Below are 20,593 nucleotides of genomic sequence, written 5' to 3'. Positions count from 1 at the left end.
CCGGTTCAAGGATGGCGAGGCTTTCGGTGTAGGGCGGACTTCTTTTGTCGCAATGACCGGAACATATTGGAGACGCAATGGACATGCTGTCAGCCCAGGTATCAAAACCAGCCCGCTCAACTGCCCCGTGCTACACCCTCACCGCCATCAAGCGCCCGTGCTGATTGGCTGCCGTGCAGGCAAAAAAAGGCCCGTGGGGTAGACGGGCCAAGGTGTTCACTGGAGTAGGTAGCCTTCACCCTATAGGTCAACACGTGAAGGCCATGTGAAAACCATGTCGCAGGAACGGATGTATATCCGTGTCAGGGTTTGCGCACGAACGTGCGCATGGTTTGCCCTGGGCCGGTACTGAAGCGGGTAGGGCGGGGCATGCCTTCATCTGCCGCAATAAACACGAAGTGATCACCTTCCAGCCGGTAACTCGCGGGTAACTGTTTGCCGGCATCCTCTCCCATCGAGTCAACCCAGGTAATGCTTTTGGGTGCTGTGCTGGCATCGAGCGTGAAGCTGCCTGCCAGTAAAACCTCGCCGTCGACCGTCACCACCTGGAATTGATCGCCCGAGATTGTCGTGATCGCGCCTGGCGCGCTGTGTTCATCCGTGGGATTGAGCGCGCCATTGTCTTCCAGTGCCGTTTGCTCCCATGCGCCCTGGAGCGCCTCAAAGTCATCAATTGAAACAGAGGTCATACAAATTCCTTTTTTTGGTTGAAAAATGATCAGTCAATGCCCTGGGGTGTAGGCGCCTGACGGATGAGCTGAATCGATTTTGTGAGAATTGTCTGTTTTCTCAAGGTTGCGTACGAATTTTCCCAATATTCACGGGTATTTAGCGCCATTTTATGCGTTGATTCGGAAACGGTTCTTTACAAGTTCGTCTACGCTCAGCACCAGGGTAGGGACTCCTGGGTATCTGAACGAAAACAATCTACGGTGATGTGGGATTTTTCCGTGACCGAGGTGGTCGGATGACCATCGGTAGACCGTGTGTGTCTTGTGTACAGGGCGTTGTCCCTGATTTTCAAGCGGTCATTCAGTATTTGATGAATATGTATGACCGCTGACTGTCGATTTTTTAAGGTGCATCAGTTTTGAATAAAACTCCTCGGCTCCACGCTCATGCGGCATCGGACGAAATTGATCTGTTTGAACTGTGTCATGGTATCTGGCGACAAAAGAAGTTAGTGCTGGGTTGTACAATTCTCGCGGGAGTCCTGGGCGCTGGCTACGCATTTCTGGCACCGCGGGAGTATGAGGTCAGCAGTGTGCTGCGCCCTGCAGCCATCAATGAACTGGATGCACTGAACCGCTCCGAAGTCTATAAGTTGCCCCCGGCGGACGCGCTGAATAAAGTCGGCGCACAACTGGACTCCTACGAAGCCCGCCTGGGGTTCTTCAAGTCGCATGAGGACCTTTTCAAGGCGTTCCAGAAAACCGGGCAAAGCCTGGAGCAGAGTTTTGAAGCATTCAATCGAAACTCGATCAACCTTATTCTGCCGGATCCAAAAAAAGCCGACTCCCTGAGCAGTTATATCCGGCTTGAGTTGCAATACCCCAAAGACATCGACGGCGTTGCCATTCTCAACGGCTTTGTGGACTACGCCATCGCGTCGGAACGCGCCCAAGTGGGTGCAGACCTGAAAGTGATCGTCAATAACCGCCTGAACGAACTCAAGGGCAAGATTGACGCAGCGCGCTCCAACTACGAAACCGATAAGGAGTCGAAAATTGCCAAGCTGCTTGAGGCCGACCGGCTCAAGCGCGCTCAATTGGAAGACGAATTGGTTGCCCTGCGCTTGCAGATGAAAATGGAGCGAACGAACCGACTGGCGGAGTTGGCCGAGGCCATCTCCATCGCCAAGTCGATGGGCATCAAGACGCCGACTACCCCGTCATCCATGGCGGATGCCTCTCGTGGCGGCTCCAATCAAATGATGCGCACCGAGGTCAATAATCAGAAAATCCCGCTGTACTTCCTCGGGACAGAAGCGCTTGAGGCGGAACGTACGGCCTTGCTGGCGCGCACCAGCGACGACTTCACTAACGGTCGCGTTGCGCAGATTGGCAAAGAGTTGCAGATGCTGGAGGTCAACCGAGAAGTCGAGGTCCTGAAAAAACGCGGGAATGAAGACATTTTCTTGCAGGATGTTGAACCGTTACGCGCGGAAGTCGCGCGGTTGCGGAGCCTCAATATCGACATGAGTGACCTCAAACTGGTCACCATTGACCGTCGTGCCCAGGAGCCACTCAGCCCGATCAAGCCTAAAAAAGGCCTTGTGATAATGCTGAGCGTGGTTGCGGGGTTGATTCTGGGTATGCTGATTGCACTGGTCCGCCATTTCATCCTGGCACGGCGCGAAGCCATACCCTACTCGCAGCTGGATGAACATCGGCTTGCTCTGCGTCCACGCAAGGATGACGAACCGAAAATCTGACGCCTTCAGCAGCGGGCAGGCCGCCCGGCAAGCCCGCTGCTGCTCTTCCTGGCACACTCACTGGACACCTTTTCACAAATCTTGATTAACCTTTGGTTACAAAGTGTGGCTAAAATAGCTGCCAATGGCCACGACCGGATTGTCACCCAGCCGTTCGTGTTGCCGGTTTTGTGAATTGTGATTTCAGGTGCTGCATCTTCAATCCTCGGCCGTTGTGGGCACGCGGGAGCAGCCTGTTCTCTTCTGACTTGTGACGAATACCTTGAAACTCATCATTGTTGCTCTCTACGTTGCCTCTATTGCGTATGTCCACCTGCGTGGCCGGGTGCGCCACAAGCTGGGGCGCCAGCTCAGCGATCACTCGACCTTCCTGGCTCCGGTGAACTGCTTTCTCTACCTCTTTTCCAAACTGCCCAGCCGACCGTACCTGTCCCCCAGCGACTTTCCCGACCTGAGCCCGCTTCAGGAGCATTGGCAAGAGATCCGCGAGGAAGGCCAGAACCTGCTGCGCGCAGGCGAGATCAAGCGCTCCGACCAGTACAATGACGTGGGTTTCAATTCGTTCTTCAAGTCGGGCTGGAAGCGTTTCTATTTGAAGTGGTACGGCGACAGCCATCCTTCGGCGATGAAGCTGTGCCCGCGCACCACCGAGCTGGTGCAAAGCATCGGCTCGATCAAGGCCGCGATGTTTGCCGAGCTGCCACCGGGCTCAAAGCTGGTACGCCATCGTGACCCGTATGCCGGTTCCTACCGTTACCACCTGGGCCTGGACACGCCCAACTCTCCGGGCTGCTACATCAACGTGGACGGTGAAAACTACTACTGGCGCGACGGTGAACCGGTGATGTTTGACGAGACCTTTATCCACTACGCCGAAAACACCACCGAGCAGAACCGGATCATTCTGTTCTGCGATATCGAACGCCCGATGAAGTATCGCTGGGCGGCCGCGTTCAACCGTTGGTTCAGCCGCAACGTGATGGCTGCGGCCGGTTCGCCCAACGATGCCGGTGACAAGACCGGCGGCCTGAACCGTGCGTTTACCCGCCTGTACAAGATTCGCCTGCGGGGCAAGGAGTTGAAGAAACGCAACCGCACCCGTTACTACCTGGAAAAATGGGCGATCTTTGCCGGCCTGGCCGCGATCTTCATCCTCATCTGAACCGGGCAGCGGAGCGCATCAGCCTGGCGGATGCGCCCCCAGCTTCTCCCACATCTTCTTGCTGATCTTCTGCCGATTGGCATAACCCGCCCACGGGTCCTTCTTCAAACCCTGCAAACGCTCGTGCAGGTTAGCCACCGTCCATTGTTGGGCGCTGTGCAGACTCTTCAACTCATCACGACTCACCGGTACCGATACCGGCAGGCCGGGCCGCGCCCGCACCGAGTAGGCGGCTACCGTGCTGGCGCCCCGGGCGTTGCGCAGGTAGTCGATGAAGATCTTGCCCACGCGATTCTTCGGGCCCGAAGTCGCGGTAAAGCGTTCAGGCAACTGCAGCGTCATGAACTGGGCGATGGCCTTGGCGAAGGCTTTTACCGAGTCCCAGCCGTCGCGGCGCGCCAGCGGCACCACCAGGTGCAGGCCTTTGCCGCCGCTGGTCTTGACGAACGCTTCAAGCCCCAGTTCATCGAGTACCGACAAGGTCAGTTGCGCCGCTTCAAGCATGCTTTTCCACGGCAGTGCCGGGTCCGGGTCGAGGTCGAGCACAAACAGGTCCGGGGTTTCAATCTTGTCAGCGGTAGCGCCCCAGGTATGCAACTCGACGGTACCCATCTGCACGGCACCGATGAGCGCGGCCGGGCTGTCGATTTCCATCAGCCGCGCATGGCCCGGGTCCAGGGCCTGGTCCAGTTGCTTGATATTCGGGATCGCCAGGCGCTCGGAGTGCTTCTGGAAAAACTGTTCGCCGGCAATGCCTTCCGGTGCCCTGAGCAAGGACACCGGCCGGTTGCGCAGAAAGGGCAGGAGCCATTCGCTGATGCCCTCATAGAACTGTGCCAGTTGCAGTTTCTGTGTAGCGCTCTGGGCATCGATGACTCGGTCCGGATGGGTAATCCTGACCCCAGCCACGGCGCCGGTGCCCGCCGTCTTTTTGCGGGGTTTTTCCTTCAGCGATTTGGCCGTCCGCGGCTGCTCATGCACAATCTGCTCCGCCGGCTTGTCGGTGCGCAGCCCGACAAACGCCGCCTGGCGCACCACACCTTCGCGGGTCCATTCGGCAAATTGCACTTCGCCCACCAGCTGCGGCTCGACCCAGTGCACGCCGCGTGCCTGGGCACTGGTCAGGGGCTTGGCCAGCGGTGAAGTCTGGCGTTCCAGCGCCTTCAACTGTGCACTGATCTTTTTCAGCGCGGCCTGATCGAATCCGGTACCTACGCGCCCGGCATACACCAGGTCGCTGTCATCATTGACCGCCAGCAACAGCGCGCCAAACCCGCTGCGCGAACCTTGCGGGCGGGTGAACCCTACGATCACGAATTCCTGGCGCAGCCGGCACTTGAGCTTGATCCAGTCCGGGCTGCGCCTGGAAACGTAGGGGCTGCCGGCACGTTTGCCGATCACGCCCTCCAGCGCCAGGTCGCAGGCACTTTCGAAGATATCCCGCTGGTTGGCAGCAAAGGACTCGGAGAAGCGCAGCAGCTTGCTCTTGCTGCGGCTAACCGCGTCCTTCAGTGCGGTGCGGCGCTCTTCGACAGCGGCTTCGCGCTGGTCGCGGCCGTCCAGGAACGGCGCATCGAACAGGTAATAGACAATGTCCAGGCTGCGGCCGATATCAAAGGCGTTTTGCAGCGCCTGGAAATCCGGCAGCCCGTCGGCGTTCAGGCTGACCACCTCACCGTCAAGCCAACTGTCCTTGAGCTTCAGGGCTTCCAGGGCCTTGGCCTGGCGTGGCAGGCGATCGGTCCAGTCATGGCCATTGCGGGTGAACAGCCGAACTTCGCCATCGCGAATCCGCGCGAGGATGCGATAGCCGTCGAATTTGATCTCGTACACCCAATCGCCTTCCGGTGCACGGTCCACCAGTGTCGCCAGCTGTGGCGCGAGTTGATCGGGCAGGCCGGTTGAGGGCTTGCGCCTGGCTTTCTTCGGCGCTGCGGGCTTTTTCGCAGCCCCCACCGTTGCGTCGCTCAGCACGCTTTTCGGTTCAGCCTGGACCACATCGTAGTCAGCCACCGGGCGTGCCTGCTGATCGTTCTCCTTGATCAACAACCACTGCTCCTTGTCGCCGCTGCCCTTGAGTCGGGTGCGCACCAGCGTCCAGTCGCCTGCCAGTTTTTCGCCGATCAGGCTGAACTTCAGCTTGCCGGCCGCGTAGGCCTTGTGCGGGTCATCGTGGGGCTGCCATACACCGCGATCCCACACGATCACATCGCCAGCGCCGTATTGGCCTGCCGGAATGCTGCCCTCGAAACTGCCGTAGCCCAATGGATGATCTTCCACATGCACCGCGAGGCGCTTCTGGCTCGGGTCGAGGCTTGGGCCCTTGGGCACCGCCCAGCTTTTGAGGACGCCGTCGAGCTCCAGGCGAAAGTCATAATGCAGGTTGCGCGCATCGTGCTTTTGAATCACGAACGACAGGGCATGCGCCCGGTTCCTGGCGCGAGGCGCACTGCCGGCGGGTTCGGCGGTCACGTCGAAGTCGCGCTTGGCGTTGTATTCACTCAGGGGCTTGGCCATGGCGGTCTACCTCATGAAGCCTTGCTGGTCTTTTTCGCGGCAGGTTTCTTGGCTGCAGCCTTGGTCGCGGGCTTGCCGGCCAGGCTGCGCTTGAGCAACTCCGTCAGGTCGATCACGTCCGCAGATTTGCGCTCGTCGACACCTTCGCTGGATTCCACGTCTTCGATCTTGCCGGCCTTGGCCTTCTTCGCCACCAGCGCCATGATCTTTTCCTGGAAGCTGTCGCGGTATTCGTCCGGCTGCCAGTCGGCACTCATGTCTTCCACCAGACGCTTGGCCATGTCGAGTTCGCCCTTGGCCAATGTCGGTTTGGTCACGTCGCTGCCCAATTCCAACTCGTCCAGGCCACGCACTTCGGCAGGCCAGCGCAGCATCACCAGCACCAGCGCCGACTCCAGCGGCATCAGTGCCGCCAGGTGCTGCTTGGTGTGCAGCACCACGTTGGCCAGGGCGACCTTGCGGGTTTTCTTCAGGGTTTCGCGCAGCAGGGCATACACCTTGCCGCCGCGCTTGTCGGGGGCCAGGAAGTAGGGCGTGTCGATGTTCTGCAACGGGATCTGGTCGCTGGCCACAAACGCGATGATTTCGATGGTCTGGGTGGACTTGGGGTGGGCCGAGCGGATTTCGTCTTCGCTGAGGATCACGTAGCGACCTTTCTCGTAGGCCACGCCCTTGACGATATTCTCCTTGGTGACTTCCTTGCCGGTGGTCTTGTTGATGCGCTTGTAACCCACCGGGTCCATGCTGCGTTTGTCCAGCCAGTCGAAGTCGACGCCCTGGGAGGACGTGGCCGAGACCAGTGACACGGGGATGTGCACCAAGCCAAAACTGATTGCGCCTTTCCAGATAGCCCGTGGCATGTCGGTATTCCTGAAGTGTGTGGTCTTCAGGTGACAGGGCGGATTCGGCAAAAGTTTCCCTGGCCAGCCGGCTGGCACCAGGGTTTCAGACAGATCGTGTTACACCTGATGAGAAACTATTTAGTTACCAAAGCCGAACCCAAGGCGTAGCGTGTTATCGAAAGCACGTATTACATGCGCCCAGAGAGGCTTTGTCATGAACACCCGTTTGCGCAACCTTGCCGTATTGGCGTTGGGCCTGGCCTTGAGTTCGTTGGCACAGGCGCAAAACCTGCCCGGCACCAGCAACAACCCCTACAACGGCCCCATCCACCAGGCCAATCCCAACAGCATGCAGGGCACCCAGCCCAACGCGCCGGCAGCGCGAGGCACCTATATTCCGCCGGCACAGCGGCCGCCGACCCTGCAAAACGGCGGTATCGGCAACAGCGTCCAGCGCCGTGACGGCGCGCAGACCCCGCCGGCTATCCAGCCCAAGACTCCCACCCGTGACGCCAATGGCAATCGCGGCGATTGAGTGTGTAAAGACGACAAGGAAACCCACCGTATGCTGTTACGCAAAACCCTTCTAGCGACCTTCTGCGCCGCTGCCTTGCTGCCCCTGGCGCTGCCTGTCTCGGCGGCCGCCACCCAACAGTTTCCCAGCGAGCAAGGGAGTATCACCGTCACCCCGATTGCCAAGGGCCTCGATCACCCGTGGGCGGTGGCGTTCCTGCCGGACAAGCAAGGCTTCCTGGTCACCGAACGTCCCGGCAACCTGCGGTTTGTCAGCCCGGACGGCAAACTGTCCGCGCCCCTGAGTGGCGTGCCGAAGGTGTTTGCCAAAGGGCAGGGCGGCCTGCTGGACGTGGTGCTGTCACCGGACTTCAAGGAGGACCGCCTGGTGTACCTGTCCTACGCCGAGGGCGGCGGCACTAATGGCACCGCAGGCACCGCAGTCGGGCGTGGGCGCTTGAGCGATGACCTGAGCGGCCTGCAAGACTTCAAGGTGATCCTGCGTCAGGAGCCCAAGCTGTCCACGGGCAACCACTTCGGCTCGCGGCTGGTGTTTGACCGCGATGGTTACCTGTTTGTGACCCTTGGGGAAAACAACGACCGCCCCACCGCCCAGGACCTCGACAAGCTGCAAGGCAAAGTCGTGCGGATCTTCCCGGACGGTCGTATACCTGAAGACAACCCCTTCGTCGGCCAGGAAGGCGTGAGGCCGGAAATCTGGTCCTACGGCCAGCGTAACCCCCAGGGTGCGGCACTCAACCCGTGGAGCGGCACACTCTGGGAAAACGAACATGGCCCGCGTGGCGGGGATGAGATCAATATCATTGAACGAGGGAAAAACTACGGCTGGCCCCTGGCAACCCATGGCATCAACTATTCCCTGACGCCGATTCCTGAGGCCAAGGGCAAGACAGTCGAAGGCACCGTTGCACCGCACCACGTCTGGGAAAAATCCCCGGGTGTGAGCGGAATGGCGTTCTACGACGCTGACCGGTTCAAGGCCTGGCAGCACAACGTGTTTATCGGGGCATTGGTCAGCCAGGAGTTGATTCGCTTGCAGTTCGACGGTGACAAGGTCATCCACGAAGAGCGACTGCTGGGTGGCCTGAAAGCGCGGATCCGCGATGTGCGCCAGGGCCCGGATGGTTACCTGTATGTGCTCACGGATGAAGATAACGGCGTGTTGTATCGGGTGGGTTTGAACCAGGACTGACGGACACCACCGGAGTTGTGTAGGAGCTGGCTTGCCTGCGATGGCATCAACTGGATGTGCCTGATACACCGAGGTGTCTGCATCGCAGGCAAGCCAGCTCCCACAAAAAAGCCCGCTCCCACAGTTGTGTAGCGTCGAGCCTACAACCCAAGCTCCGACAACCCCGGATGCTCATCCGGACGCCGCCCCAGCGGCCAGTGGAACTTGCGCTCGCTTTCCTTGATCGGCATGTCGTTGATGCAGGCAAACCGGTTCGCCATCAAGCCGTTCTCGTCAAACTCCCAGTTCTCGTTGCCGTAGGAGCGGAACCAGTTGCCGGAGTCGTCATGCCATTCATAGGCATAGCGCACCGCAATGCGGTTGCCGGTAAACGCCCACAACTCCTTGATCAACCGATAATCCAGCTCTCTGGCCCATTTGCGGGTCAGGAAGGCCTTGGCCTCTTCGCGGTTGTGGGCGAACTCGGCACGGTTGCGCCATTGGGTATCCAGGGTATAGGCCAGGGACACCCGTTGCGGGTCCCGGGAGTTCCAGCCGTCTTCGGCCAGGCGAACTTTTTCAATCGCCGATTCACGGGTGAATGGCGGCAACGGCGGGCGTATTTCTGCGTTGGATGACATGGGACGGCTCCTTAACAGGTTTAAAAGTCAGGTCAAAGTTGCAATAGGGTTCGCGCCATGGATTGCGCATTATCGGCAGCGGTGGTGTCGCCCATCACCAGGGCAACGGTAATGGCGCCATCAATCAGGATCAGCAGGTGCGCGGCCTGGCGTTCCGGGTCGGGGGTGCCATGTGCTTGACACAGTTCGAGGGCGTACTCGAACAGTTTCTGTTTATGGGCCTTGGCCAGTTGGCGCACCGGGTTGTGCGGGTCGCCGGTCTCGCCGCTGGTGTTGATGAAGGCGCAGCCGCGAAAGTCATCGGAGCCGAACCAGGTTTTCAACGCGCTGAACACACCCAGCAGGCGCTCGCCCGTGGTGGAGTGGTGTTCAACTTCGTTGCGCAGCCACTGCATCCAGCGCTCGTCGCGGCGTTGCAGGGCGGCAATCACCAGTTCGTCCTTGTTGGCGAAGTAGCGGTAGACGCTCTTTCTGGAGACGCCGGCGGTTTTCACCAGAAGATCCATGCCGGTGGCAGCGATGCCATTTCGGTAGATCAACTTTTCGGTAACGTCGAGGATAATGTCGCGAGTGATATCGTTCATGGAGATTACAGTAGAACGATCGTTCTCCTTGGTCAATTAATTATTTTTAACCCTGGGCGGGAAGACCTGAGCCAGCCCATGGTGTAAGCTCTGGAGTCCTTCGGATTCGACCCATTGCGAGCCCTATGCCGTCGTTATTCAAACGCTCTCTGTTGCCCAAGCTGCGCGGTTTTCCCCTCACGCCCGACGCGATCGAGGTGCTGTCCGGCGCCGCCGAGTACCGCCGTTGCCTGCTGGAGAAAATTTCCCAGGCCACCCAGCGCATCTACATCGTGGCGTTATACCTGCAGCAGGATGAGGCGGGACAAGAGATCTACGACGCGCTGCATGCTGCCAAGGCCGCCCGGCCCGGGCTGGATATCGTGGTGGTGGTCGACTCGCTGCGGGCCCAGCGTGGTTTGATCGGCGCCGGCAAGCAGCCGGGCAACAGCGCCTGGTACCAGGCCATGACCGAGTCCCACAGCACCGAAGTGCCGGTGTATGGGGTGCCGGTGCAAACCCGCGAACTGTTCGGCGTGCTGCACCTCAAGGGCTTCGTGATCGATGACAGCGTGCTGTACAGCGGCGCCAGCCTGAATAACGTGTACCTGCACAAGTTCGACAAGTACCGCTATGACCGTTATCACCTGATCCACAACAAGGCGCTGGCCGACTCGATGCAGCACCTGGTGGAGCACGGCCTGGTGGCCGCCAAGGCGGTGCATCGCCTGGACCTGCCCAACCCGCCGACCACCCGCAGCCTGCGCAACGACATCGGCGACCTGCGCAGCCGCCTGAAACACGCGGTGTATGACACCACGGCGGGGCAGTTGCCCAACGGCAGCCTGACGGTCAGTCCGTTGCTGGGCGTGTGCAAGAACAACCCCCTGAGCCGGGTGATCTGCGAGCTGATTGCCAGCGCCCAGCACCAGCTGACTATCTGTACGCCGTACTTCAACCTGCCGCTGCCGGTGACCCGGGAAATCAACCGCGCCCTGGCCCGCGGGGTGAAGATTGACATCATCGTTGGCGACAAGACTGCCAACGACTTCTACATCCCGCCGAGCGAGCCGTTCAAGGTCATCGCCGCGCTACCGTATCTCTACGAAATAAGCCTGCGTCGCTTCGCCAAGCGCCACCAGCGCATGATCGACAGCGGCCAGCTGAACCTGCACCTGTGGCGCGACGGCGACAACACCTACCACCTCAAGGGCATGTGGGTCGACCGGCGCTACACCTTGCTGACCGGCAACAACATCAACCCACGAGCGTTTCGCCTCGACCTGGAAAACGCCTTGCTGATCGATGATCCCAAGGGTGAGTGGGTAGGGCCACGGCGCACCGAGCTTGCCGAGATTTTCCAGCACACCTCGCGTATTGAACGCTACCAGCAGCTGGAAACCCTGGTGGAGTACCCGGCGGCCGTCGGCAAGTTCTTGCGCCGGGTCAGCCGGGTGCGGATCGAGCGTTTGCTGTATCGGATTTTGTAGGGCCCGTGACCTTGCAGGTTAATCCGGAATCGACCTGACAAGAATGTTGTCCAAGTCGTAGCGATGGGGTTCGCTGCCTGCACTTCTTGACCAGAGTCTGATTGAGATTGGGTGAGTGCCTCCGTCCTCTTTCACGTACGGAAGAGGGACAGTCAGGCGCGTCCAGCCGGGAGACGGTGGATGTGGCCCGTATGCTTGCTCCAAGCCTCCCGCCAACACGATGATGTCCGTTTCCGATAGGGTCCGGTATTCAAAGATCACTGTGTATTCAGTGCCCTTTATGAATGAGTAGGACTTGGAGATACCCATCTCATGAACCGCATCGGATGCATTGGTGAGGTAGAACTCGTGATCGTTCCCAGGCGTCCGTGGCTCAAGCTTTGCGGTGTCTGGGCGGTCCGGGTGCCAGCCATTCCAATTTCTGTCAGTAAATGTCGTCAAGTCATTCAGGTCGTCGCTCATGGTGCTTGTCTCCAGAAAAGGTAGGTGGCCTCAGCTAATGCTGTGGCCACGCGCTTTATCAGAGGCTTTTCAGGGATGGACGTCTACTGTCAGAAATAACAGGTAGCTCAACCTGGGGTGTTACCTGGTTGCCGTGCCGCCGGCCAGCACGCGATCAATAGCAGCAGCGCCGCCGCCACCAAGTAGGGCAGGCGAGGTTCGATCGCGTAGATCAAGGTCCCGGCCAACGGCCCGACCACCACGCCCAGGCCTTGGGCCGCACCCACCGAACCTGCCGTGGCGCCTTGCTCCGACGCATCCACCGCATTCGCCGCCAGCGCCGCGAAAGACGGGAAGATCCAGCCCATGCCGGCCGCGGACACAAAAAAGCACAGCCACAGGATCCAGGCCGTATCAGCGAACATGCTGCCGGCAAATCCCAGGGCTGACACCACCGCACCGATGCGAATCATCCGCAGCGGCGGCCACTCCAGTTTGCGCACTACCAGTTGCGAACAGATCAACGCCAGCCCGACCATGGTCAGGGCGATACCGGCAGTTTGTGCCGCATCGGCCGGGTTCATCTTCAAGCGATCCAACGCGAAAAAACCCACGGTTATCTGCGCGATCGACACACACAGCATCGCGACAAACGCCACCACCAACGGTCGACGCAGGCGTGGGTCCGAGAGGTTGACCGGCTTGGGCGGCTGCTTGAGGTGCAGCTCCTGGCGCGGCAATTTGGCCAGCAGCAACAAGAATCCCAACAGCGGTAACACCGCCATCGCATAAAACGGCAGGCTCAGGCTGTGACGCGCCAACAGCGCAGCAATCGCCGGGCCCAGCACCAGGCCGCAGGCGTTGGCGGCGCCCAGGGAAGCCATGGCCTTGGCGCGGTGCTCAGGCTCAATGTTGTCGGCCACCAGCGCATAGCCGCCCACCGGTATCGCAGCGTAGAACACGCCGATCAGGCCACGACCCAGAATCAGCCCGATAAACGCCAACATGGCCGATGGCAGCAGTTGCAGGGACGCATCGATAAACACGCACAGCGCCCAGTAGGCCAGGGTGAAACCACCGGTGCCCAGCAGCAGCACACGGCGCCGGCCCAGTCGGTCACTGGCCTGGCCCCATGGACGAGCCAGAAGCATCCAGATCACCCCGGACACGGTGACCGCCGCACCTGCCTGCCAGGTGGCCAGGCCAAGCACCCGAGCGATCGGGCCAATCAGCGAGACAAATGCCATCATCGCCATGGTGCAGGCCATGTTGGCCAACAGCAGCGGCCTCAGGTTGAATGGGCGGTCAGTGTGCAAAGTCGCGAGTGCAGCGTCTTGGGAGCTGTTCATCGGTTATCCAAGGGCAGGAGAAAAGGGCAGTCGTGCATCCACCATCACCAGCGGGCGGCCATGCACCTGTTCCAGGCGGCCACTCACACCATAGACGTTTTTCAGCAACGCCTGATTGATCACCACTTGCGGTGGCCCGGCAGCGGCCAACTGACCGTTGTGCAACACCACCACCTGATCACTGAAGCCCAGGGCGAGGTTGATGTCGTGCACCACCACCAGGGTGATCAGGTTGCGTTCGCGGGTGGCCTGGGTGATGGCTTCCACCACCTGGCACTGGTGATACAGGTCCAGGGCGCTGGTGGGTTCGTCCAGCAGCAACACCCGAGGCTGGCGCACCAGGGCCTGGGCCAGGCCCACCAGTTGGCGCTGGCCACCGGAAAGTGCATCGATCGGGCGGTCGGCGAGGGCGGTCAGGTCGAGGTCGGCGAGGATTTTTTCCACGCCCTTGAGCACCGTCGGGCTCGGCCGCCCAGGCGCAAAACCCGCGCCGCGATGGCCGGCCATGGCCGCACTCAGTACCGCTTCGAAGGCGCACAGGCGCGTACGCTCCGGCAGGCTCTGAGGCAGGTACACCACTTGTTGCGCGCGCTCGACTTGCGGCAGGCGATTGAGATCGACACCCTCCAGCCAGATCTGGCCGTGCGCCTTGTGCAGTCCGGCGATGCCACGCAACAAGGTCGACTTGCCGGCAGCGTTGGGGCCGATCAGCGCGGTGATGGTGCCGGGCAGCAACGCCGGCAGATGAATGTCCTGCAGCACGCTGCGACTGCCGTAGTGCATGCTCAATGCTTGTGTGCTTAATCCGGTCACAGAGCACCTCGGCGGTTACGCATCACAATCGCCATGAAAAACGGAATTCCCACCAGTGCGGTGACAATCCCCACCGGAATCAACACGCCGGGCATCAATGCCTTGCTGGCAATCGACGCCATCGACAGGATCAAGCCACCGCTGAGCACGCTCGCTGGCAGGAACAAGCGGTGATCTTCACCCACCAACAGCCGCGCGATATGCGGAGCAATCAGCCCGATAAAACCGATAGTGCCGACAAACGAAACCGCCAGCGCCGACAGCAGGCTGATGCGCAGCAACGACAGCACCCGCAGGCGGCCGACATCAATCCCGAAACTGCGGGCGCGTTCCTCGCCCAGGGTCAGGGCAGTCAACGCCCAACTCTGACGCAGGGAAAACGGCAGGCACAGCAGCAACGCCGCAGCGAGGATCGCGAGCTTTTCCCAGGACGCCCGGGCCAGGCTGCCCAGGGTCCAGAACACCAGTTGCTGAAGGCTGTCCTGGCTCGCCACAAACTGCAGCAGTGCCACCAGCGCATTGAACGCAAACACCAGGGCAATCCCGAACAGCACCAGGCTCTCCACACCAAACCCACGCCAGCGTGCCAACAGATACAGCAATGCCACCGATGCCAGTGCGAACAGAAAGGCGTTGGCCGAAATCAGGTACTGCGCCGGCACGCCAGGAATGCCCATCCCGAGCACAATGGCCAGGGCTGCACCGAAGGCGGCGGCGGCGGAAACGCCGAGGGTGAACGGGCTGGCCAGCGGGTTATCCAGCACCGTCTGCATTTCGGCGCCGGCCAGGGCCAGTGCCGCGCCCACCAGTACCGCCATCAACGCGTAAGGCAGGCGCACATTCCATACGATCACCGCCTCCACTCGCGGCATCGAAGCCGGGTCCCACAGCACTTGCAACAGGCGCGTCAGGCTCATGCCGGAAGGCCCGGTGGTGATGTCCACCGCCAGGGAAACCACCAATGCCAACGCCAGCGCCGACAACAGCAATACCCGTCGTCCATGGCGGTGGCGATAGCGCTCACCTGCGCCATCGGCGCTCGCACAGGCTTGCACCTGCGTCACGGCACAAGGCTCGTGGTGAATACGCCGCTGGCCGGAATTGGCATAAAGCGCCGGTACAATTCGGCTCGGGTCTGTTCCGGATCCAGGTCGGCGAACAACTCAGGATGCAGCCACTTGGCCAGGGCCTGCACTGCGATCAAGTGTTCCGGCGAGTCATAGAAAATATGCCAGAGGCCATGCACGTTGCCTTCACGTACCGCCCGCAGTTCATTCAGCGGCGCGCGCTGGGACACTTGCTTGAGGCTGTCGTTGGCCTGCTGCGGCGTGGCCGAATAGCCGAGGGTCACACCGCCCTGGCCGTGGCCGAATACGCCGGTGGCGACGTACACATCCGGATCGCTGGACAGAATGTATTCGACGTTCAATGTGCCGATCGGGCCGGGAATGCGCCCGTCGGCGATGTTCCGGCCACCCGCGAGCTTGATCATTTCCCCGAAGTTGCCGGTGCCCGGCGAACCACAGCAATCCTGCAGGCCGGCGAGCATGTCGATGAAGATCTTCGGCCGTTTTACCGTCCCGGCCTTGGCCAGGGTATCGGTGACCTTGGCCAGCGAGGCCTGGTAAAACGCGATGTAGTCCTCGGCTTGTTGATTACGGTCCAGAGCCTTGCCCAGCAGGCGCATGCTCGGCACCGTGTTGCTCAGCGGATGGTCGCTGAAGTCGACGAAAATCACCGCCACGCCGGCCGCTTCCAGCTGCTTGACCGCCTCGCTGTCGGGGCTCGGGCCATGGCCGCCGCTCAAGGCCATGATCGCCAGGTCCGGGTGTACCGCCAGGGCCTTTTCCACACTGAAGGTTTCGGCGGAGGTGCCGCCTACCAACGGTACGTTGTCGGCTTCGGGAAAGTGCTTCTGGAACGCGGCGTAACCCTGCACGTCCAGGCCGCGAAAATCCCCTTGCCAGCCGGCGATGCGGGTAAACGGGTTCTTGCCTTCAAGGAGCGACAGCGAGTAGATCATCCGGCCTTCACCCAGCAGGATATGCGAGACCTTGTCCGGTACGTCGACCTTGCGCCCCGCCAGGTCGGTGACGGTGTGGGCGCAGGCCAGGCCGCTCATTAACAGGCCAAGACCGAGCAGCAGGCCGCGTTGCAACAACAGAGGGTGTTTCATGAACAATTTCCTTGAACAGTTGGGCGCACGTGGCGGACGCGTTTGCGCCACCACAACAACAGCCCGGTGAGATAGAGCAGCGGCAATGCCAGGCCGCAAAGAAAGGCCAGGGCCGCGCCGGGCAACCCGAGCAACAGGTGGCCGTGGGCGGCGGAGAACAGCGGTTTGATCGCGGCGGGGTTGGCGAAGAACCAGTCGGGCCGGGCCAGCCAGGCGCCGCTGCCGGCAATCACCGCCAACGGCAGGCACAGCCAGGCGGCTGCGACGTTGTGCCATTCCCGCAGGCGGCGCAGGCCCTGGCTGCCCGGGCGCAAGCTGGCGGCTTTCCACCAGCTGCGCCGCCCCGGCCACCACAGGTACAGGCCGCTGCCCACCGAGCCCAGCAGCACCAGGCCACAGGCAAACAGGGCGACGGCGCCAATGGGCGGCGGCAACAGCAGTGCCCGGTGCAGCGCCACCAGCTTCGCCAGCCACAGGTCATCGAACACAAAAAATGCCCGTGGCTCGGCACTGTAGGGATCGATCATCGCAATGCCGATGCCGGGCCGATCCTCCAGGGCTCCGAAGACGATCGCGTTGTCCGATTCCAGGAAACCCTGGCGCGGTTTTGCGGCGCCAAAGACTTTCTGAAATTGCGGGTAGGCACCCAGTGCCGCGCTGATCCACTGCGCGTCATCCAGCAGTGCGCCGTGTTCAACCGGAGCCAGGTCCAAGGCCTGGCTGCCGACCTCCCAGCGCAGGATCGGCCCCTTGAGTTCCAGCAGCGCACCGCTCAAGCCAATCAGCGCCAGCAGCAGGCCGACGCTCAGCGCCAGCCATCGATGCACACGAAGCCACCACCCACGCATGGCAGTTACCAGCGATAGCGCAGGCTGGCGATGACACTGCGGTCATACCCGGCACTGCAGCTGGAGAGGGAGCAGCCTTCGTAATAGTGCTTGTCGGTCAGGTTGGTGGCATTCACCGCCAGGCGCAGGCCCTTGGCCGCCGGGATCAGCTTGTCGAAATCGTAGTGCACCGCCGCGTCGAGCAAGGTGTAGGAGGGCACGCTCACAGTGTTGGCAGCATCGGCCTCGGTGGAACCGATATAGCGTACGCCGACGCCAAATCCGAGCCCGGTGAGCGGGCCAAAGGGCAGGGTGTAGTCAGCCCACAACGACGCCATTTTTTCCGGGGTGTCGGTGGGGCGGTTGCCTTTTTCCAGCGGGTTGTTGCTCTTGCTGACTTCGGCGTCGTTGTAGGTCAGGGTTGCCAGCAGGTCCAGGCCCTTGGCGAGGCTGGCCTTGCCTTCCAGCTCCACGCCGCGCACGTTGACCTCACCGGTCTGCACGCTGTTCAGCGGGTTGCTCGGGTCGGTGGTCTTGACGTTCTGCTGGGTCAGGTCGAACAGCGACAGGGTGATGTAGCTGTCGATCCCGGGCGGCTGGTACTTGATGCCGACTTCCGACTGCTTGGCGGTGCTCGGTTTGAAGCTGGTGCCGTAGAAATCAGTGCCGAGCACCGGGTCGAACGAGGTGGCGTAGCTGATGTACGGCGACAGGCCGTTGTCGGCCAGGTAAACGAGGCCTGCACGGTAGGTGAACTTGTTGTCGTCCTGCTTCTGCCCGGTGTCGGTCAGGCGGTTGTCGGTGCGCGCACTCGAATGATCCTGGCGACCGCCGACGGTCAGTACCCAACGGTCGTTGAACGTCATCTGCTGCTGGGCGTAGAGCCCGGTCTGGTCGGCGCGCTGCAAGGTGCTGGCGAACGGGGTGTTCGGCGCGAACACACCCCCGTGCACCGGGTTGTAGATGTCGATCGACGATGCCGCGCCGCCGTTGAGGTAATAGTCTTCACGGGTGCGCCGGTAATCGACCCCCAGCAGCGACACCATCTGCACCTCGCCAAGGTTCCAGCGGGCCTGGGCATTGTTGTCCAGGGAGTACACGTCGCCGACGATGCGGAAGCGGTAGGCCGACCGGTTCAAGGTGCGCAGGTCCGGCGCCAGGGACATGCCGCTGGCGGTGTTGGTCAGCAGGTTGACGTGGCCATAACGTGCGCTGGAATTCAGGCTCCACACATCGTTGATCCGGTGCTCCAACAGGTAGCCCAGCGAGTATTGCGTGCGGCCGTTGTCCAGGCCGGGTTCGTCGAGAAAGACGTTGTGTTTGACCTTGCCATTCGGGTTCGGCTTGAGCGTGCCCACCGTCGGCAGGAACACCCGGGGCGCGCCGAATTCATCCTCCGAGTAATCGGCCAGTACGGTCAGGCTGGTGTCGTCGTTCGGCCGCCAGGTAAACGACGGCGCGATGAAGGTTTTGTCGTCCTTGATGTGATCGAACTGGGTGCCGCTGCTGCGCTCCAGGCCCACCAGCCGATAGAGGAATTGCCTCTGGTCATCCAGTGGCCCGCTGAAGTCGAACTGGCCCTGGGCGCGGTCGAAACTGCCGCCCTGGAGCTGCACTTCATGGAACGACTGGTCCAGTGGCCGCTTGCTGATCTGGTTGACCACACCGCCCGGTGCGTTCTGGCCGAACAACACCGAGGCCGGGCCCTTGAGCACGTCGATGCGTTCCAGGCCATAGGCTTCGGCTTTTGGCCAGGCCTGGGTGGTGGTGCCACGTAAGCCGTCGCGCAACATGCCGGTGCTGGTCACGTCGAAGCCGCGAATCGAGAGGTTGTCGAAGCGCTGGCTGGCGGCGGTAGTGTTGGCCTGCACGCCGGCCGTGTAGCGCAACGCTTCGCTCACCGATTGCACTTGCTGCGCGTCCATCTGGTCGCGGGTCACTACGGAGATCGACTGGGGGATTTCATTGAGCGCGGTGTCGGTCTTGGTCCCGCTGAGGCTACGCTTGGCCACGTAGCCGGCCTGTTGTCCGGTGGGGCTGTCGGCTTGGGTCCCGGTGACCACGCTGCTGTCGAGCACTAGGGCGTGATCGGTGTCCGCCTCGGCGGCCTGCACAAGGTTCATCTGGGTCAGCGACAGGCCCAGGGCAACGCCATGGATCAGGGTTGCCAAGGGCTTGCGACTGGTTTTCAAGTGCGGGACTGCGGTATCGATTGGCAAACCTGGGGTGTCTCGGTACAGAACGCGGGTGCCCATGCTTCACTCCATGATGAGGTGTTCAATGCGAATGCAAACGTATCTCATCCAGGCGTTGTGACGCAGGGCTATTGCTTTGGGTCGAGCGATCATTTCTTTCGTTTGCGGGGCAGGGCGGAACTTTCACAACCCGTCAGCGCAACGCCTTGGGCGAAACCCCGAAACGCTTGCGAAACGCCGTGGAGAAATGCGCCGGGCTGTAACCCACGCGGTACGCGGCGCTGGACACATTGGTCTCACCGCTGGCGAGCAGGCGATAGGCTTCGGCCAGGCGCTGTTCCTGCAAGTACACATAGACACTGGTGCCGAATACCTGACGAAAGCCCGCGGTCAATTTGCGCGGGTTGAGGCCGACTGCGCGAGACAGCTCGGCCAATGACGGCGAAGCCTGCAACGAACCGAGCAACAGGTCGCGGGCGGCATGAATGCGTTCGATGTCCGCTGAGTTGCAATGGGCGTCCTGCACCGGGCGCGACTCGGTTTGCGCGAGAATTCCCTCCACCCCCAGCGCTGTCAGCTCCAGGGCCTTGCCGCCCAGATAGAAGGAGCGGGCAGGGCCCTGCAACGGGCAGGTGAAAATCTGTTGGGCAAGGGCGAGCAACGGTTTGCTCGCGGGCTGGCAGAACATCATCGGCCCGCCGCCGCGTTTATCCAGCAGGCGCTCAGGCTCAAGGCCGACGCTGCGGATCGACGGGAAATCCAGCTGCACGGTGGTGTAGCGCACCGGCACACCACTGGCGAACAGGTGATCGCCACAATGTTCACCCTGGTTGGCCACGGCGCACAGGGTCGGCCCGCGAATCTCCACTTCCTGCTGGCCTTCGACCCGGCAATTGAGCTGGCCGCTGAGCACCAGGATGATCTTCAAACCTTGCCACAGCGGCTCTTGCATCCACATCTGGCTGTCCATCAACACAGTCCCGGCGGACAGGGTGATTTCCGGCACGACGGTGGCGGCACCCGTGTTCAAAGTGTTGGGAAAATTGAGGGTGAAATCCCTTTGGGTCGGTAGCGGCGCAGCGTGTGGGCTGAGCATGGCGGACTCCCTGTGAACCGGAAAAGAGGGGCATACGCTAGCAGGAAATTTCTTACCTGTAATTAAGAATGATTATCCTTTAGCCGAAAGCCCGGACCACGCCTCATCGCTGCAGGCCGCAGAAACTCACGCTGTAGCGCAATCAAAAGAAAAAGCCGCGCAAACGAATGTCCTGCCGGTTGCCGTGCTGCGGCTTTTGCCTATTAATAATCACTCTCATTTCCGCAGCCCTTGGCGACTCATGGATGAACCGCTCAATGACCCATTCTCCCTAGCCCTTTTCACCCTTGCCCCGCAGGCCTTTTGTTCACGGCATCGGCCCCTTATTGCCGAAAAAAACTC

The 20,593-nt window shown here is 61.1% G+C and carries 18 protein-coding genes; 5 read left to right on the top strand and 13 right to left on the bottom strand.

Annotated elements, in window-relative coordinates; translation table 11 throughout:
• Positions 1-302 precede the first annotated feature (302 nt).
• Positions 303-689, bottom strand: a complete 387-nt coding sequence (locus ACW9I6_RS07220) for a TIGR03067 domain-containing protein (protein ID WP_134326695.1) — start codon at positions 687-689, stop codon at positions 303-305.
• A 401-nt stretch (positions 690-1,090) separates the two neighbouring features.
• Here ACW9I6_RS07220 and ACW9I6_RS07215 point away from each other — a divergent pair, with 401 nt between their 5' ends.
• Positions 1,091-2,434 carry an LPS O-antigen chain length determinant protein WzzB gene (locus tag ACW9I6_RS07215; protein WP_043224670.1) on the top strand — a complete coding sequence of 448 codons (1,344 nt, stop codon included), beginning with the start codon at positions 1,091-1,093 and terminating at the stop codon, positions 2,432-2,434.
• A 262-nt stretch (positions 2,435-2,696) separates the two neighbouring features.
• The gene (gene lpxO, locus ACW9I6_RS07210; RefSeq protein ID WP_008436177.1) at positions 2,697-3,596 is read left to right on the top strand and encodes a lipid A hydroxylase LpxO; all 900 of its coding nucleotides are present in this window, start codon (positions 2,697-2,699) and stop codon (positions 3,594-3,596) included.
• An 18-nt stretch (positions 3,597-3,614) separates the two neighbouring features.
• Here the strand turns inward: lpxO and ligD are convergent, their stop codons facing one another.
• Both ligD and ku read right to left on the bottom strand, forming a co-directional pair.
• On the bottom strand, positions 3,615-6,113 hold the full coding sequence (ligD, locus tag ACW9I6_RS07205; protein WP_457339102.1) for a DNA ligase D: 2,499 nt from the start codon (positions 6,111-6,113) through the stop codon (positions 3,615-3,617).
• An 11-nt stretch (positions 6,114-6,124) separates the two neighbouring features.
• On the bottom strand, positions 6,125-6,973 hold the full coding sequence (ku, locus tag ACW9I6_RS07200) for a non-homologous end joining protein Ku (RefSeq protein WP_003218456.1): 849 nt from the start codon (positions 6,971-6,973) through the stop codon (positions 6,125-6,127).
• A gap of 196 nt (positions 6,974-7,169) precedes the next feature.
• On the opposite strand from ku, the gene ACW9I6_RS07195 reads away from it, so the two are divergent.
• Together ACW9I6_RS07195 and ACW9I6_RS07190 are read left to right on the top strand one after the other, a co-directional pair.
• Positions 7,170-7,490 (top strand): hypothetical protein, encoded by a 321-nt coding sequence (locus ACW9I6_RS07195; protein WP_003218454.1) that lies wholly within the window; start codon positions 7,170-7,172, stop codon positions 7,488-7,490.
• A gap of 30 nt (positions 7,491-7,520) precedes the next feature.
• Complete coding sequence (locus ACW9I6_RS07190; protein ID WP_003218452.1) at positions 7,521-8,681, top strand: PQQ-dependent sugar dehydrogenase; 1,161 nt, start codon at positions 7,521-7,523, stop codon at positions 8,679-8,681.
• A gap of 140 nt (positions 8,682-8,821) precedes the next feature.
• Here the strand turns inward: ACW9I6_RS07190 and ACW9I6_RS07185 are convergent, their stop codons facing one another.
• Together ACW9I6_RS07185 and ACW9I6_RS07180 are read right to left on the bottom strand one after the other, a co-directional pair.
• Positions 8,822-9,301, bottom strand: coding sequence for a nuclear transport factor 2 family protein (locus ACW9I6_RS07185; RefSeq protein WP_087692671.1), 480 nt, complete (start codon positions 9,299-9,301; stop codon positions 8,822-8,824).
• Positions 9,302-9,333: 32 nt separating this feature from the next.
• Positions 9,334-9,885: a TetR/AcrR family transcriptional regulator gene (locus ACW9I6_RS07180; RefSeq protein ID WP_134326690.1), complete on the bottom strand. Its 552-nt coding sequence runs from the start codon at positions 9,883-9,885 to the stop codon at positions 9,334-9,336.
• 125 nt (positions 9,886-10,010) lie between these two features.
• Here ACW9I6_RS07180 and pssA point away from each other — a divergent pair, with 125 nt between their 5' ends.
• On the top strand, positions 10,011-11,354 hold the full coding sequence (pssA, locus tag ACW9I6_RS07175) for a CDP-diacylglycerol--serine O-phosphatidyltransferase (protein WP_457339101.1): 1,344 nt from the start codon (positions 10,011-10,013) through the stop codon (positions 11,352-11,354).
• An 18-nt stretch (positions 11,355-11,372) separates the two neighbouring features.
• Here the strand turns inward: pssA and ACW9I6_RS07170 are convergent, their stop codons facing one another.
• The 8 genes from ACW9I6_RS07170 to ACW9I6_RS07135 form a co-directional block, all read right to left on the bottom strand.
• Positions 11,373-11,816 carry a hypothetical protein gene (locus tag ACW9I6_RS07170; RefSeq protein ID WP_008436193.1) on the bottom strand — a complete coding sequence of 148 codons (444 nt, stop codon included), beginning with the start codon at positions 11,814-11,816 and terminating at the stop codon, positions 11,373-11,375.
• A gap of 107 nt (positions 11,817-11,923) precedes the next feature.
• Positions 11,924-13,144 carry an MFS transporter gene (locus ACW9I6_RS07165; protein ID WP_003218442.1) on the bottom strand — a complete coding sequence of 407 codons (1,221 nt, stop codon included), beginning with the start codon at positions 13,142-13,144 and terminating at the stop codon, positions 11,924-11,926.
• A 3-nt stretch (positions 13,145-13,147) separates the two neighbouring features.
• Positions 13,148-13,927: an ABC transporter ATP-binding protein gene (locus ACW9I6_RS07160; protein WP_003218440.1), complete on the bottom strand. Its 780-nt coding sequence runs from the start codon at positions 13,925-13,927 to the stop codon at positions 13,148-13,150.
• A 26-nt stretch (positions 13,928-13,953) separates the two neighbouring features.
• Positions 13,954-15,021 carry a FecCD family ABC transporter permease gene (locus tag ACW9I6_RS07155; RefSeq protein WP_023658859.1) on the bottom strand — a complete coding sequence of 356 codons (1,068 nt, stop codon included), beginning with the start codon at positions 15,019-15,021 and terminating at the stop codon, positions 13,954-13,956.
• Positions 15,018-16,133, bottom strand: a complete 1,116-nt coding sequence (locus ACW9I6_RS07150; protein ID WP_003218435.1) for an ABC transporter substrate-binding protein — start codon at positions 16,131-16,133, stop codon at positions 15,018-15,020. Before ACW9I6_RS07150 ends, ACW9I6_RS07155 begins: the two co-directional genes overlap by 4 nt.
• The gene (locus ACW9I6_RS07145; protein WP_003218433.1) at positions 16,130-16,981 is read right to left on the bottom strand and encodes a PepSY-associated TM helix domain-containing protein; all 852 of its coding nucleotides are present in this window, start codon (positions 16,979-16,981) and stop codon (positions 16,130-16,132) included. The genes ACW9I6_RS07150 and ACW9I6_RS07145 overlap by 4 nt, the downstream gene beginning before the upstream one ends.
• Positions 16,982-16,986: 5 nt before the next feature.
• On the bottom strand, positions 16,987-19,215 hold the full coding sequence (locus ACW9I6_RS07140; protein WP_003218431.1) for a TonB-dependent siderophore receptor: 2,229 nt from the start codon (positions 19,213-19,215) through the stop codon (positions 16,987-16,989).
• A 133-nt stretch (positions 19,216-19,348) separates the two neighbouring features.
• Positions 19,349-20,251 (bottom strand): AraC family transcriptional regulator, encoded by a 903-nt coding sequence (locus ACW9I6_RS07135; RefSeq protein WP_003218429.1) that lies wholly within the window; start codon positions 20,249-20,251, stop codon positions 19,349-19,351.
• Positions 20,252-20,593: the final 342 nt, after the last annotated feature.

It is taken from the genome of Pseudomonas sp. SDO5522_S412 (genome assembly GCF_054071215.1).
Note: the sequence above shows the minus strand (reverse complement) of the source record. Positions and strands in the feature narration are given on the sequence as shown.